The 14,979-nt window shown below is 58.4% G+C and carries 13 protein-coding genes; 6 read left to right on the forward strand and 7 right to left on the reverse strand.

What is annotated here, in order from left to right; genetic code table 11:
• Positions 1 to 16: 16 nt before the first annotated feature.
• The gene (locus G5137_RS07040) at positions 17 to 805 is read left to right on the forward strand and encodes a hypothetical protein (RefSeq protein ID WP_421255135.1); all 789 of its coding nucleotides are present in this window, start codon (positions 17 to 19) and stop codon (positions 803 to 805) included.
• Between the two features lie 116 nt (positions 806 to 921).
• Here the strand turns inward: G5137_RS07040 and G5137_RS07045 are convergent, their stop codons facing one another.
• Positions 922 to 2,352, reverse strand: a complete 1,431-nt coding sequence (locus G5137_RS07045) for a wax ester/triacylglycerol synthase family O-acyltransferase (RefSeq protein WP_005333122.1) — start codon at positions 2,350 to 2,352, stop codon at positions 922 to 924.
• 255 nt (positions 2,353 to 2,607) lie between these two features.
• Positions 2,608 to 2,940, reverse strand: a complete 333-nt coding sequence (locus tag G5137_RS07050; protein ID WP_100645872.1) for a polyhydroxyalkanoic acid system family protein — start codon at positions 2,938 to 2,940, stop codon at positions 2,608 to 2,610.
• 259 nt (positions 2,941 to 3,199) lie between these two features.
• On the opposite strand from G5137_RS07050, the gene G5137_RS07055 reads away from it, so the two are divergent.
• Complete coding sequence (locus G5137_RS07055; protein ID WP_337072236.1) at positions 3,200 to 3,928, forward strand: FFLEELY motif protein; 729 nt, start codon at positions 3,200 to 3,202, stop codon at positions 3,926 to 3,928.
• 99 nt (positions 3,929 to 4,027) lie between these two features.
• Here G5137_RS07055 and G5137_RS07060 read toward each other — a convergent pair whose 3' ends face one another.
• From G5137_RS07060 to prpB, 3 genes are read right to left on the reverse strand one after another with little or no spacing between them, the layout of a single operon-like run.
• The gene (locus tag G5137_RS07060; protein ID WP_421255136.1) at positions 4,028 to 5,473 is read right to left on the reverse strand and encodes a bifunctional 2-methylcitrate dehydratase/aconitate hydratase; all 1,446 of its coding nucleotides are present in this window, start codon (positions 5,471 to 5,473) and stop codon (positions 4,028 to 4,030) included.
• Between the two features lie 10 nt (positions 5,474 to 5,483).
• Positions 5,484 to 6,611 (reverse strand): bifunctional 2-methylcitrate synthase/citrate synthase, encoded by a 1,128-nt coding sequence (gene prpC / locus G5137_RS07065; RefSeq protein ID WP_421255137.1) that lies wholly within the window; start codon positions 6,609 to 6,611, stop codon positions 5,484 to 5,486.
• A gap of 10 nt (positions 6,612 to 6,621) precedes the next feature.
• On the reverse strand, positions 6,622 to 7,509 hold the full coding sequence (prpB, locus tag G5137_RS07070; RefSeq protein ID WP_151286052.1) for a methylisocitrate lyase: 888 nt from the start codon (positions 7,507 to 7,509) through the stop codon (positions 6,622 to 6,624).
• 147 nt (positions 7,510 to 7,656) lie between these two features.
• Between prpB and G5137_RS07075 the strand changes: the two genes are divergently transcribed.
• From G5137_RS07075 to rsmF, 4 genes are all read left to right on the forward strand, one after another.
• Positions 7,657 to 8,283: a paraquat-inducible protein A gene (locus G5137_RS07075; protein WP_411663468.1), complete on the forward strand. Its 627-nt coding sequence runs from the start codon at positions 7,657 to 7,659 to the stop codon at positions 8,281 to 8,283.
• Positions 8,267 to 8,869, forward strand: a complete 603-nt coding sequence (locus G5137_RS07080; RefSeq protein ID WP_421236500.1) for a paraquat-inducible protein A — start codon at positions 8,267 to 8,269, stop codon at positions 8,867 to 8,869. The genes G5137_RS07075 and G5137_RS07080 overlap by 17 nt, the downstream gene beginning before the upstream one ends.
• Before the next feature lie 55 nt (positions 8,870 to 8,924).
• On the forward strand, positions 8,925 to 11,477 hold the full coding sequence (locus tag G5137_RS07085; protein ID WP_421255138.1) for an MlaD family protein: 2,553 nt from the start codon (positions 8,925 to 8,927) through the stop codon (positions 11,475 to 11,477).
• Between the two features lie 146 nt (positions 11,478 to 11,623).
• Positions 11,624 to 13,054, forward strand: coding sequence for a 16S rRNA (cytosine(1407)-C(5))-methyltransferase RsmF (gene rsmF, locus G5137_RS07090; RefSeq protein ID WP_268011495.1), 1,431 nt, complete (start codon positions 11,624 to 11,626; stop codon positions 13,052 to 13,054).
• A gap of 226 nt (positions 13,055 to 13,280) precedes the next feature.
• Here rsmF and G5137_RS07095 read toward each other — a convergent pair whose 3' ends face one another.
• Together G5137_RS07095 and G5137_RS07100 are read right to left on the reverse strand one after the other, a co-directional pair.
• The gene (locus tag G5137_RS07095) at positions 13,281 to 13,565 is read right to left on the reverse strand and encodes a RepB family protein (protein WP_041235150.1); all 285 of its coding nucleotides are present in this window, start codon (positions 13,563 to 13,565) and stop codon (positions 13,281 to 13,283) included.
• A gap of 153 nt (positions 13,566 to 13,718) precedes the next feature.
• The gene (locus G5137_RS07100) at positions 13,719 to 14,747 is read right to left on the reverse strand and encodes a site-specific integrase (protein WP_115522457.1); all 1,029 of its coding nucleotides are present in this window, start codon (positions 14,745 to 14,747) and stop codon (positions 13,719 to 13,721) included.
• Positions 14,748 to 14,979 lie beyond the last annotated feature (232 nt).

Consider the following 14,979-nt stretch of genomic DNA (forward strand, 5'->3'; position numbering starts at 1 on the left):
TACAGGGAGAACAAGCATGACCACTTCACAACTCGAATTTGTCACCTTCCCCTACGCGGATGCGGCCTATGACTATGCCGGCCAGAAGCTGGCGGACAACTGGGATCGCCTCCATCAGGGGGATGCCGAACCCTGGCCCGAGGATGAACAGGTACAGGATGCCTGGCGGGCCTATCATGCCGGGGATTTTGCCCGGGCCGTCGCCCTTGGCGAAGCGGCCGGTGAGGCGGGCCTCAATGTGGCGAACAAGGCACTGGTGATCCATGCCAGCTATCTGCTGGAAGACAAGTATGCCAAGCGCGCCGCCTTCGAGCGGGCGGCCAGCCATGCCGAGAAGCTGCAAAAACGCCAGCCTGACAATGCCAACGCCTGGTACTTCCACGCTCTGGCCCTCGGTCGCTACAGTCAGGTCATTTCCATCTCCAAGGCCCTCTCGCAAGGAATTGGCGACAAGATCAAGGCAAGCCTTGAGAAGACTCTGGAGCTGGCGCCAGATCACGCCGAGGCCCATATTGCCTTTGGCGCCTGGCATGCGGAGATCGTCGACAAGTTGGGGGCCATGATCGGCGGCCTCACCTATGGCGCCAAGAAGGAGGAGTCCGAGCGTCACTTCAAGGAGGCGCTGGCGCTGATCCCCGACTCGGCTATCGCCCGCATGGAGTACGCCAACGCTCAGGTGATGCTGCACGGCAAGAGCCGCCTGAAAGCCGCCGAAGCCCTCTATGCCGAAGCGGCCGAGTGCGAACCCATGGATGCCATGGAGCGCCTCGATGTGGAGGCGGCGCGCGAAGAGTTGGAGGATTAACCGCCACTCTTGCCACGGATAGACAACAAAACAAGAGGCCAACCCGCGGGTTGGCCATCTTTTATGATGGGAGCTGACCGGTTGGCTACGCCGTCACTGGTTGCTCAAGTGCACACTCAACCGAGCAGCGCATCCAGTCCGTTGGGGTCAAACAGTAGCTCCGGCTCCATCAGCACCAGCAACAGCAGTTGCTCGAACTCCACCGCAAACCGCTCGACCACCCGATCCGGGTCCGGTACCAGCTTCTTGTCGGTGATTAGGCCCAGTTGCACCTTGTGATCGTAAGAGAGGATGGAGACGCCGACGCCGATATCCCCCGATTGCGGCACCCAGAACAGCGGCTGACGCAATTTTGCTCCAGCCAGATAGAGGGTCTGCTGCGGGCCGGGCACATTGGTGATCACCGCGCTGGCCTTGGCCGTGAGCAGCTCGACGGCCTGCTGTTGCACCGCATTGGGGGCCATGCCAAGGGCATGTAACAAGTTGAGCACCACCACGGGTTGCAGCGAGGTGCGTAGCGCCTGCATCCGGTCACGCACGGTATAGAGCCGCTGCAACGGGTGTTCAACATCCAGTGGCAAGTCCAGGGCCACCAGCCCGAAGCGGTTGCCAAGTGCCCCCTCATCGTCCGGTGCACGCATATTGACTGGCACCAGGGCGCGGATCTTGACCTTGTTGGCATCATCCCCCTTCTCCTGCAGGTAGTGGCGAAACGCCCCTGCGGTGGCGGCGATCAGCAGATCGTTGACCGAGCAGCCCAGCACCTTGCCCACCGCCTTGATATCCGGCAGATCAATTTGCTCCGACCAGGCCACCCGCTTGGTGCTGGTGGTTTTGCCCCGCAGGCGGCAGGGTGAATCATCACCGAGGGTGGCGATATTGCACAGCTCGCTCGCCACATCCCGCCCGGTCTTGAGGTAATCCACCGCCTTGGTGGGATGGGTGACCACTTCGACATATTTGGACCAGAGGCTACCGGTCAGTTTGAGACCAGCCCGCACCAGACGGCTACCCTGGTGGCAATCCTCCTCATCCTCGTCATCGCTGTCATCCAGTGGCTCCGGTGACGGTGGTCGCGGCGCCCCTTCCGGTGTGTTATCCATCATGGTCAGCATGGCCCGCACCAGCGAGAAACCATCGCCCATGGCGTGGTGAATGCGCACCACCAGCGCTTGCCCACCCAGCGACGTGTCGGTCAGGTGCATATCCCACAGGGGGCGCTGGTGGTTGAGCGGCGTCGAGGCGAGATCGGCCACCAGCTTCTCCAGCTCCAGCTTGCCCGCTTCACCCGGCAGGATCACTCGCTTGAGGTGCTGATCGAGATCGAAATCGGGATCATGACGCCAGTAGTAGGAGCCCCCCTCCAGCACGGCCCGCTGGTGGAAGCGGGGTTGCACCGAAATGGTATGGCGCAATCCGGCCCGCAGACGCGCTTCATCAAGCTCCCCTTCAAACATCAGGACACCGATGATCTGCATCAGGTTGTTGGGTCTGTCCATGCGTAACCAGGCGGTATCGACGCAGGAGATAAATTCACTCAGTGGCATGGTTGTTTCCCTACAAAATGAATTTACCGAGGCGGCAAATTGCTCCTGTCTTCATATCCGGATGAAGACTTGATGCAATCAGAATGACATTAATGAGTGCCGACTCGAAATATGAAATAAAGATGAAAGATTACTTGCAAAATAGAATCGAGACCTCGCTGGAGAATAAATCTGACAAACCATATGGCTTACCAACTTATTTCAAACAGCCATCGTTTACAGCTGATTTATTTAAAACCAGTGCAACGAAGAGTTTCAAACACGTTTGGGGCAAGGTAAGCGATTGTCGACATAATCGAGGATCTCTTGCTCCAGTACACTGCGTACTGGCAACAGCATCAAACCAAGATGCACTTCCAGTTCCAAGGTATCTTCGTCCAGGGTGAGAGTGCCATGTACCCCTGAGCCGCGAAAACGAAGCTCGGTCTCCTCTTCATCTGCCCATTCGCAATCGAGTTGATAGCTCTCGCTCATGTCCGCAGCGATGGCTTCGGCCGCGATCCGAGCGGCGGCCAATCCCAGCGGATGCTGACGGCTGATCTGGATGGTAGAGAGTGCGCTGCTGCCAGCGAGCGAGTTGAAGAACATGGTCGTTACTCTGGGTCATAAGTTAGTTATTGATATTAAACACATGTTCACAACAAATGAAAGGATGGTTCACATAAATGGGACTCACTTAACAGAGTCGAGAGGGATGCAGGCCATCAGCGGGGCATGGCATTTATTCCCTCCCCCGTGCGCGCTACACTTGTCACGGAACGGTCAGCAAAAGCTGCTTATTTTTCATTCATTTGTATCTTCGTATCACCGAATCCCCATCAATGGGCCCAAGGCCAGAGAGCTGTAGATGACGCATCAAGAACATGCCCACGACGACGATAGCACCCTGGGTCGGCTCTACCGCCAGCTCAAGCGGGTTGCAGCCTTGCGCGAGCAGATGCGTGCCCACCCGGAAGATCAGCAGGATCGGGATCGGCTACGCCAGTGGCAGGCCGACCGGTTGGGGCGAACCCATCGTGATCTGCTGGAGAGTGACCGCTACGGCCCTGCCGCCGAGTTCTTCCTGACCGACCTCTATGGCCCGGGGGATTGCGCCCGCCGCGATGCAGATGTGATGCGGGTGATGCCGACCGCCGAGCGGTTGTTGCCGGAGTCCGGTCTCAAGGTGCTGGCGCAGGCGATCGAGCTCGACGCTCTCTCCGAAGAGCTGGATTACCTGATGGTGGTGGCGCTGCGGCGTATTGATGGCATTGCTCCCATCACGCCGGACCATTACACCATCGCCTATCGTGCCGTAGGCGAGCAGGCGCGCCGGGAACATCAGATTGCGTTGGTGAGCGAGCTTGGCATGACACTGGACAGACTGGCGAGAAAACCGCTACTGGGTGCGACCCTCAAGCTGGTGTCAGGGCCCGCCCATCTGGCGGGGCTTGGCGAGCTCTTCTCCTTTGTCGAGCGCGGCTATCAGGTGTGTCATCAGATGGGGCGTGCCAACGAGTTCCTCGAGACCATCGCCAGTCGCGAGACGGCCATCATGACGGCACTCTTTAACGGCGACGACAGTGCGCTGGGGTAAGGCTTATCGAGGGATCAGCCGCCGGAATAACAAAGCGGGCCTATGAGCCCGCTTTTCGTTTATCACTGTTTGCCGATATGTTGGCCAATGCAAGACCGGTCAGATCACCAACAGATCCATAAAGGCGTGTACCGGGGTGGCTGCAAGGCGCGGCCCATCCTGACAAAGGGCCAGAATGTCGTTGACCCGTTTGGCCGGGAAACGGGTGGCCAGATTGTGCTGGAATTTCTCCACCAGCAGCGGGATCCCCTCCTCCCGCCGGCGGCGATGGCCGACCGGATACTCCACCTCCACCTTGGCGGTGTGAGTGCCGTCCTTGAAGAAGATCTGGATGGCGTTGGCGATGGAGCGCTTGTCCGCCTCCAGATATTCACGGCTGTAGCGTTTTTCCTCCTGCACCACCATCTTGCTACGCAGCGCGTCGATGCGGGGATCGGCTGCTACATCATCCTCGTAATCCTCGGCAATGAGGCGACCGAAGATGAGCGGCACCGCCACCATGTACTGCAGGCAGTGATCTCTATCAGCCGGGTTGTTGAGGGCGCCGACCTTGCTGATGATGCGAATGGCCGACTCATGGGTTGTTAGCTCGATACGGTCTATCTCGTCGATCCGCCCCTTCACCTGCCCATGCAGCTTCATGGCGCACTCCACCGCAGTCTGGGCGTGGAACTCGGCGGGATAGGAGATCTTGAACAGCACGTTCTCCATCACATAGCTGCCGTATCCCTGATGCAGGGCGAACTGATTGCCCTTGAACAGCACATCGTAGAAACCCCACTTGGGCGCGCTCAGTACGCCTGGATAGCCCATCTCGCCGCTCATGGTGATAAGGGCGAGGCGCACCGCGCGCGAGGTTGCATCCCCCGCTGCCCAGCTCTTGCGCGACCCCGCATTGGGGGCATGACGGTAGGTACGCAGGCTCTGGCCATCGACCCAGGCCTGGGAGACCGCATCAATAACCTGATCGCGGGTGCCACCCAGCATATGAGTCACCAAGGCGGTGCTGGCGACCTTGACCAACACCACGTGATCGAGACCCACCCGGTTGAAGGAGTTCTCCAGCGCCAGCACACCCTGAATTTCGTGGGCTTTGACCATGGCCACCAGCACATCGGCCATGGTGAGCGGCGCCTTGCCCTCGGCCACGCGAGTACGGGAGAGCCAGTCGGCGGTGGCGAGAATACCGCCCAGATTGTCGGATGGGTGACCCCACTCGGCGGCCAGCCAGGTGTCGTTGTAATCGAGCCAGCGGATGATGGCCCCGATATCCCAGGCCGCCTTGACCGGATCGAGGCAAAGCTGGGTACCGGGCACCCGGGCACCATGGGGTACCAGTGTACCGGGGACTATGGGGCCAAGGTGTTTGGTGCACTCGGGGAAGCGCAGGGCCAGCAGGCCACAGCCGAGCGTATCCATCAGGCAGTAGCGGGCGGTGTCGAGAGCCGCAGAGCTGGTAATGGGGTGGTTGCAGACATAATCGGCAATATCTACCAGTACCTGATCGGGCTCGGGTCTGTGGTTGACGTCGACGTTGGCGGACATCGTGATTTCCTTATCGTTGTTGTAGGGAGACAAAGTGACGGGGGGCCGGGCCGACATAATCGGCGCTCGGACGGATGATCCGGTTGTGCTCGCGCTGCTCCATCACGTGGGCGCACCAGCCGGTGACCCGCGAGCAGACGAAGATAGGCGTGAACAGCTTGGCCGGGATCCCCATGTAGTGATAGGCGCTGGCGTGGAAGAAGTCGGCGTTGGGAAAGAGCTCTTTCTCTTCCCACATCACCTTCTCCGCCTCGCAGGAGACGCGATAGAGGCGATCATCACCCACCGCCTCGGCAAGCTTGGCCGACCACTCCTTGATGATGACGTTGCGCGGATCAGAAGTGCGGTAGATGGCGTGGCCAAAGCCCATGATCTTCTCCTTGGCCGCCAGCTTGGCCAGCAGTTCGCGCCTTGCCTGCGCCTCGTCTTGCCAATCTTCAATCATCGCCATGGCCGCCTCGTTGGCACCGCCGTGGAGCGGGCCACGCAAGGTGCCGATGGCGGCGGTGATACAGGAGAACATGTCAGAGAGCGTCGAGGCGCAAACCCGCGCCGCAAAGGTGGAGGCGTTGAACTCATGCTCGGCGTAGAGGATGAGGGAGACATGCATCACCCGACGCTCCAGCTCGCTCGGCGCTTTCTGGTGCAGCAGCGCGAGGAAATGGCCACCGATACACTCTTCATCGGTATCTAGGGCGATGCGAACGCCCTCGTGACTGAACTTGTACCAGTAGATCAGAATGCCCGGAAAGGCGGCCAGCAGCCGATCCGCCACTTCGTGCTCATGCTCGAAACCATCTTCCGGCTCCAGATCGCCGAGCATGGAGCAGCCAGTGCGCAGCACATCCATGGGATGGGCATCGGCGGGAATGCGCTCCAGTACCTCCAGCAGCGGCAGGGGCAAGGTGCGCAGGTGACGCAGTTCGCGCTTGTAGGCGTCAAGCTGCTGCTCACCGGGCAATTCCCCCTTGAGCAGCAGATAGGCGACCTCCTCGAACTGAGCGCTGTCGGCCAGCTCCTTGATGTCATATCCGCGATAGGTAAGACCGGTGCCGCTCTTGCCTACTGTGCAGATACTGGTCTCCCCTGCGCTTTGACCGCGCAGACCGGCCCCGCCCAACGGTTTTTGCTGTCCCATAAGCTGCCTCCTATTCCTTGGCTGTAAACAGACGATCCAGTGTCTGCTCGTAGTGGTGATATCCGAGGAAGTCGTAGAGCGACTCCCGGGTCTGCATGGTCTCCACGACGGCCCGTTGATGGCCATCCTGGCGAATATGGTGATAGACGTTGAGGGCGGCCTGATTGGCTGCGCGGTTGGCACTTAATGGGTAGAGCACCATGTCGACCCCGTAGGCGGCCAGTTGCTCTTTGTCAAACAGCTCGGTTTTGCCGAACTCGGTCATGTTGGCGAGGATCGGCACTTTGGCCGCCAGCTTGAACTGGTCGTACTGGGCAAGCTCGGTCACCGCTTCGGCGAAGATCATGTCGGCACCGGCGGCCACATAGGCAGCGGTGCGTTCAAGAGCAGACTCCATCCCCTCCACCGCCAGTGCATCGGTGCGGGCCATGATGACGAACTCGCTATTCTCGCGGGCATCCACTGCTGCCTTGATGCGATCGCACATCTCCTCCAGCGTGACCACCGCCTTGTTGGGACGGTGGCCGCAGCGCTTTTGGGCCACCTGATCTTCCATATGGACGGCGGCAACCCCTGCTCGCTCGAACGCGCGAATGGTGCGGGCGATATTGAATGCCCCGCCCCAGCCGGTGTCGATATCAACCAGAAGCGGCACACGGGTCGCCGCTGTGATCCGCTCGGCATCGATCAGCACGTCGTTGAGGGAGGTCATTCCGAGATCCGGCAAGCCGTAGGAGGCATTGGCCACTCCGGCGCCGGAGAGATAGAGGGCTTGAAAACCGCTGCGCTCGGCCATCAGCGCCATATAGGCATTGATGGTGCCGACGATCTGCAGGGGATGTTCATTGGCAAGGGCGGTGCGAAAGCGCAGGCCTGCCGAGGGGGACAAACTGGACATCATGACTCCTTTCACCTGTCTAGTCTGGCTATCTAATATCACGTTTACGTCAACGTCAATTATACTTTCGTAACATTCTGGCCGCAGGCAAGACAGGAAACCGGTTTTAGGGTAAATTTCACCAATTCCTTCAACAGGTTGAATTGTATGATGGAGCCCGGTTCCGTGATTGTCTGTCCGGCGTGCGACTTGCTGATCCAGCGCAAAGCACTGCCGCTGCGTCGCCATGCCCACTGCCCGCGTTGTCACCAACATCTCTATGGCCGTTATGCCTTTCGTCCCTCCCAGTTGATGGCCCTGACCATCACCGGATTTCTGCTGCTGCCCTCCGCCTTTTTTGAACCGCTGATCTATCTGCGCCTGGCTGGGGTCAACTCTGATGCCAACTTGTTGCACGGGATTTTTGTGCTGTTGGGCGAAGGGGAGTTCTGGGTTGCCTCTCTGGTGCTCTGGTGCGCTGTGCTGGCCCCCATCGGTCTGTTGACCGGGATCTTTGCGCTGGCATCGGGCCTTGCCAAACGCTGGCATCTCCTTGCGCCAACCTTGAAGGCAGTCGAAGTGTTTCGTCACTGGGCCATGCTGGAGGTCTATATCGTCAGCCTGCTGGTTGCCTTGTTCAAACTGATCGATATCGCCGATGTCAGGTTGGGTGGCGGGCTGCTCAGCCTCGGCATTCTGATGCTGCTCAACATGAGTTTGCTGATCCTCTTTGATCCGTCCCCCTATTGGGATCGGATCCCGCTCAAGGAGAAAGGCGATGACCAGCGCCCGTGAGATGGGGCTTTGCCGCTGCCATACCTGCGGCCTGCTGGTGCGTTATCAGGCGGGATGCGTCTGTCCACGTTGCGACAGCAAGCTGCAGGTGCGGATCCCTCATTCGCTAGCCTGGTCGTGGGGCTTGCTGGCGCTGGCCACCTTTATGCTGCTCCCCGCCAACCTGCTGCCCATCACCCATTTCTACAACAAGGGGCTATTGCAGTCGGATACCATCTTCAGCGGTATCATGATGCTCTATCGCAGCAAAATGAGCGGGATTGCCACCATAGTCCTCACCGCCAGCATACTGGTACCCGTGGGCAAGATATTGGGGTTGGGCTGGATCTGCTGGCAGTTGCAGCGGGCCAAGCCGGTGCGGCGCAAGCGCCAGCTGGTGATGTATCGGGTGATCGATTTTATCGGTCGCTGGTCAATGCTGGACCTGTTCGTGATTTCGCTGATGGTGGCACTGGTCGATCGGGGTGTACTGCTGAGTGTCCGCGCTGGCCCGGGGGCTACCGCCTTTGCCGGTGTGGTGGTGCTGACCATGATGTCGGCCCGCATGCTCGATACCCGTTTACTGTGGGACAAGGCGGCCCGTTAATGATTTCTCTGTTTTTGTCTGATGTGCTGTTTAATACAGCCAATAAGGAGTCGGTATGATCGGGGCTGAACCCGTCATTGAAAAGCGTCGCTGGTTATCGCCGGTCTGGCTGTTACCCCTGATAGCCCTGCTGCTAGCAGGTGGCTTTCTCTATCAGCAGGTATTGAGCCGTGGCCAGCTTATCCAGATCAACTTCGCGCAAGGCAACGGCATCTTGCCGGGCAAAACCCAGATTCGTTATCAGGGGGTGGCCATCGGCGTGGTGCAAGAGCTGGAGCTGGCTGAAGATGGCCGCAAGATTGCGGTGATGGCCAAGATTGACAGCCGTGCCAGACCGCTGATCCGCAAGGGATCCGACTTCTGGCTGGTGAGCCCCAAGGCGTCGCTCACCGAGATCTCCGGTCTCGATACCCTGGTCTCAGGCAACTACATCAACCTGCAACCGGGGCGTGAAAGCAATCCGCTGGAGGAGACCTTCGATGCCTTGGAAGGCCCTCCTCCCGGCTATCAGGCTCAGGGGCGCATGCTGCACCTGACCGCCGATTCGCTGGGTTCGGTAGGGATTGGCGCCAAGCTCTATTTTCGCGGCATCGAGGTGGGCAGCGTCATCAATACCCGCCTGGGTCAGGACAACCAGAACGTCATTCTGGATCTGGTGATCGAACCGCGTTTCGAACATTTGGTCAAAGCTGATACCCGCTTCTGGAACATCAGCGGTATCAAGGGCTCCTTCAGTCTGGCTGGCGTCAACGTGGAGGCAGGCAGCCTCACCTCCATCCTGAGCGGCGGCATTGCCTTTGACTCGCCCAAAGATTCACCGGAGCCAGAGAAGGGACAGACTTTCGTCCTCTATAAAGGGCTGGCGGAAGCGGCGCGCGGCGAGCGCATCGATATCATGGCGGGCGATCTGCCCATCAAGGAGGGAATGCCCATTCTCTTCGAAGGAATCGAAATTGGTCGCGTCGATCCCATCCACCTTACTGACAAGGGGCGGGTGGTAACGGCACTGATCAATCCGGAGCAGGCTTATCGCATTACCGACAAGAGTCAACTGGTGTGGGAGAGTGTCTCCCTCTCCGCGACCGGTGTGCAGCATGCAGATCGCCTGCTCTCCGGCCCGGCCATTCGCCTCGACTATGTGGCGGGCAAACCGGTACAGAAGATGACCCTGACCGATCGCGCCCCCCAGAGCGGCACCAAGGTGACGCTGCAGGCTGACGATCTGGCGGGGCTCAATCAGGATGCACCTGTCTGGTACAAGGGATTGCAGGTGGGCCGTATCAGCCAGCTCACCCTGGATGCGCACGGCAATGCCAGCATTGAGCTGGTGATGGCGCCGAACTATGGCCATCTGCTCAACCGTGCCCGCTTCTATCGCGCCGCCCCGTTGCAGATCGATGCCGATCTGAGCGGCATCAAAGTAGAAACCAGTCCGGCCAGTGCCTGGTTGGGGGGCGGGATCAAGCTGGTACAAGCCAGCAGTGGCGAGCGGATTAACCGTCTCTACCCCAGTCAGGAGCTGGCACTGCTCGGCACCCGTGATGCCAAGCCGCAGCGCTGGTTGCTCAAGGCAGATCAGGCCGATGGCATTGGCATTGGCTCGCCTGTGCTCTATCTGGGGCTGGAAGCGGGCAAGGTCAAACAGCTGCGCGCCGCCAAAGAGGGGGTCGAGATCGAGCTCGAGATTGATGGGGTGTATGCGCCTCTGCTCGCCCAGCAACCCCAATTCTGGAAAAAACCGGCCATCGACACCAAGGTGCGGGTCGATGGTGTGCAGGTCAAGGTGGGCAACCTCGGTACCCTGCTGCGTGGCGCCATCGAGTTCGATCGGTTGGCCAATGGCCGCAGCAGTCATCAACTGTTCGATTCCAGGGAGCAAGCCAAGGCCAAGGTGCGCCAGCTGTCACTGGTAGCAGAGAGCAATCCGGGGCTCGGGATTGGCAGCCCGATCCGCTATCGTGGGGTCGATATCGGCAAAATTGAAGAGATCGAGCTGGAGCCGTCTCTGGGTCAGGTGATCTTCAAGGCCGAACTCGATGGCCACTATGCCGAGCGTTTCCTGCAGTCCGGCGCCCGCTTTACTCTGGTGCAGGCCAAGCTGGGGCTCGGCGGGGTTGCGCACCTCGATACCCTGATCAAGGGGGCGTTTGTGGAGGCACAACCGGGTAAAGGCGCTGGCAAAGATCGCTTCCCCTTGAGTCAAGTCGGCCCGGTGGGTCTGGCCCTGACCCTCAAGAGCCCATCCGTCAATGGCCTGAGCGTCGGCAGTCCGCTACTGTTTCGCAAGATGGTGGTGGGCAGTGTCACCAAGGTGGCGCTGGCTCGGGATGGCAGCGAGGTGGTGATCGACGTCAACGTGGATCAGGAGTATGCCCATCTGGTACGGGCCAACTCCCATTTCTGGAATGTCTCCGGGGTCAAGGCGGATATCGGGCTGACCGGCGGCACTATCGAAGTAGAGACGGTGCAGAGTCTGTTGGCCGGCGGTATTGCTTTCAATACGCCGGAGAGAGAGATGGGGCCAACCGTCAAGGCTGGCCACAGCTATCCGCTCTACGGCAAGGCCGAGAAAGAGTGGCTGGAGTGGAGTCCGCGTATCCAGCCCTGATCTCTTCCCTTTACGTACCTCATCCAAGCCCGGCACAGTGCCGGGCTTTTTTATATTCCGGTACCTGTTGATAGGGTTCAGATTCAGAATATTCTTAGCCTTGTGGTAGGATATCGCCCCTCTTTTTCGGTCAACGAGACGGCACAGTGCACGACAACACCTTCCTTCCCGATTACTTTTTACGCCACATTGCGGCCATCATGCCGGCCCATCTCTCGATGGATGAGTTTGTGGCCAGTTGTCGACGTCCGCTGCGCCGCAGCATTCGGGTCAACACCTTGAAGATCGCCGTCTCGGATTTCGTCGCCCTGATGGAGCCACTGGGTTGGCAGCTTGACCCTGTCCCCTGGTGTGATACCGGCTTCTGGCTCACCCGCAGCGATGAAACTGTCCCACTTGGCAACACCGCCGAGCACTTGAGCGGGCTCTTCTATATTCAGGAAGCGAGCTCCATGCTGCCGGTGACGGCACTCTTTGCCAGCGACAAGATCAAAGCGGATGGCATGTTGCTGGATGCGGCGGCGGCCCCCGGCTCCAAGACCACCCAGATAGCCGCCTTGATGAACAACCAGGGAATGCTGGTTGCCAACGAGTTTTCCAGCAGCCGGTTGAAAGTGCTTAGCGCCAATATCCAGCGCTGTGGCGTGACCAATGTGGGGATGACCCATTTTGATGCCAAGGTATTTGGCCAGTGGTTGCCGGAGACCTTCGATGCCATCCTGCTCGATGCCCCCTGCTCCGGTGAAGGTACGGTGCGTAAGGATGAAGATGCATTGCGCAACTGGAGCATCGAGAGCATCGACGAGATTGCGACGGTGCAACAAGGGTTGCTGGAGAGCGCCTTCCATGCCTTGAAACCGGGGGGGGTGCTGGTCTACTCCACTTGCACCTTGAGTGAGCAGGAGAACCAAGCGGTTTGCCAATCCTTGCTGGACAAGTTTGGCGATGCCTTGAGTTTTGACTCGCTGGCAGACCTGTTCCCTCATGCAGAGCAGGCCTGCACATCCGAGGGATACCTGCACGTTTGGCCCCAGATCTTCGACAGTGAAGGCTTTTTCGTCGCCAGATTGCGCAAGCATCACTCGGTTCCCAACACCATGTTCAAGCCGGGCAAGCTGGGTAAATTCCCCTTTGCGCCGCTTCCTACCAAAGAGGCGGAACCCATGTTGCGCGAGATTGAAGCCAACTTCGGGGTGGCACCACAGGGTCTGCTGTTTGGCCGCAATGACGAGATCTGGCTCTTCCCCCAGCGGTTTGATCAGGTGCAGGGCAAGTTGCGCTTCGATCGCATCGGCATCAAGTTGGCCGAGACCTTCAAGAAAGGTTATCGCCTCACTCATGAGTGGGCATTGGCCTATGGCGATAAAGCGAGCAAGGGCGTGGTCGAGCTGGATAGCGCCAATGCGCGGGAATTCATGATGGGGCGGGATGTCTGGCCAGAACAGGATGCTGGTACTGGCGAGGTGATCGTCCGCTATCAGGGGCATACCCTGGGCATGGGGAAATGGGTGGGGAGTCGGGTCAAGAATGCCCTCCCCCGCGAGCTGGTGCGTGACAACAATCTGTTCAATGCGTAGTGGGTTGTTCGGTGCATCAGCACTTGAACGAGTCTGAAATACCCACACTCTGGTTGAACTTTTCTTCGGATCTTGAAAAGCCTTGAGCCTTGTCTAAGCTTAAGGCAATCCGAACACCAGTTAGCGCACGGCTCTGCAAGGAGCCAATTCCCCTATGCCAGGTACAAGGAATTCGTACCTGGCTTTTTTTATCTCTTCACGTATCGCTGTTACTTCACTCTTGGCTCTATTCGACGGTCTCTTCGACCTGTGTGGCGACTCTGTTTTCAAACGGAGGTTCTCTACCCAGCTCATGTTGGTAGAGCAGATCGATCGCCTGCTCGATGAGTGATGCCTGACTGTCTTCGAGATGAAGACCCAGTGCGGCCAATCGTTCGGCGTGGCGATTGCTGATCCAGCATTGCAGCCGGGTATGGGTCTCCTGCTTGCGTTTTACATGTTGGCGCTGCCGCTCGGCATTGTTTTGGGGCCCCGCCTCTTGCTCTTCACGCACTGTCATTTCTTGGCTCATATGTCCTTGCGATATTACGTTTCCGAGTTTGTTATCTCTCACCACATGCCATTATCCATTGGAAGATGCCCTTCCCCTTTGGGCTGCACGGCAAATATATCATCAGATCAACAAGATATCATTTAACATAAAAAATGAAGTGACGCAGTGGAGTCAAAGCAAGCCATCAAGGGCATGATCGGAGAATTTGTGGGCGTCATCGAAATACTCCTGCAGGGTTCGCATATCCTTGTGGCGCGTCACCTCGATGATCTTGTTCATTGGCTTGCCGGCAGTCACCGCCGAGGTGATAAATCCGCGCCGCAGGCTATGGCCACTGACGTAAAGATCGTCGATGGTTTGGCCGGTTCGGCGTTTGATCATCAGATTGATGCCCTGGGGGCCGAGTGGTTCGGCCATCAGTTGACCCCAACGATTCATGCGCCGAAATAGCGGCCCCTCGCTGATCCGGCTTTTGTGTAGCCACTTTTGCAGTGCCGACACGGGACAGTAGTGCTTGCCCGGGATCAGGGCGATCTCGGTTTCATGCAGCTGATGTTTGCTCGGTTTGAGGCGAAGGCGGATCCCCTGCCCCATAAAATCGAGATCGCTCACCTCAATTCGGGCCGCTTCCGAACGGCGCAAGGCGCCACTGAACATCAGCAGTATCAGGGTGTGATCACGCAAACCCGCGAGGTCATTGGTGTCGATGCCATCCAGCACCTGGGTCAAAGGTTGCAGCGTCAGGGCACCGGTTTTGCGTTTGCGGTTATCCCCCAACCTGACAATACCGCGCATCATCTCCTTGATTTCGGGATGTTCGGTGGGCATGGGGTGAATCCCTTTCTGCTTGAAGGCATAGCGGATCCCCGCCAAACGTCTCACCAGGGTTGCCGGTTTACGAGGTTCACCGTTACGCAGCTCCCCCTTCCCCTCCTCTTTATCCAGCCATACCCAGTCGGCCAATACGCCGTCAGCCTGATCTGCGAGAAAGTTCATGATGTCGTGATGGGTCGTTTGCAGCGGATCCAGCCCGTGCAATTGGCACCAGAAGACAAAAATACGGGTATCCGCCTGATAGGCATTGAGGGTGGAATCCGCTTTTGCACTGCGCAAAAAGCGGCGTGCCCGACTATTAAGCTGTGCATCGAAAACAGTCTGCAGTGATTGATGAGCTGGATTGGACAAGGATGGATATGCCACGGAACTCTATGATTCATATGAAGTTTGAGAGGATCTTACAGGATCCTCCACACACATCAAGTATCGATAATGAATATTATCGATACTTAGAGCATCCTACTTTAATACCCATTGACCACGCTGAATAAAGGAAACATCGGAATATCATTCGACCCGGTTTAGCAAAAACGAAAGAGTAAAATTGGCAGGGAAAGTGAGAGATAACACTGTGTGCAGTTTATATTCAGGTGGG

Origin of the sequence: Aeromonas sp. 600282, assembly GCF_049175755.1 — a bacterium.
Classification (GTDB): Bacteria; Pseudomonadota; Gammaproteobacteria; order Enterobacterales; family Aeromonadaceae; genus Aeromonas; species Aeromonas veronii_A.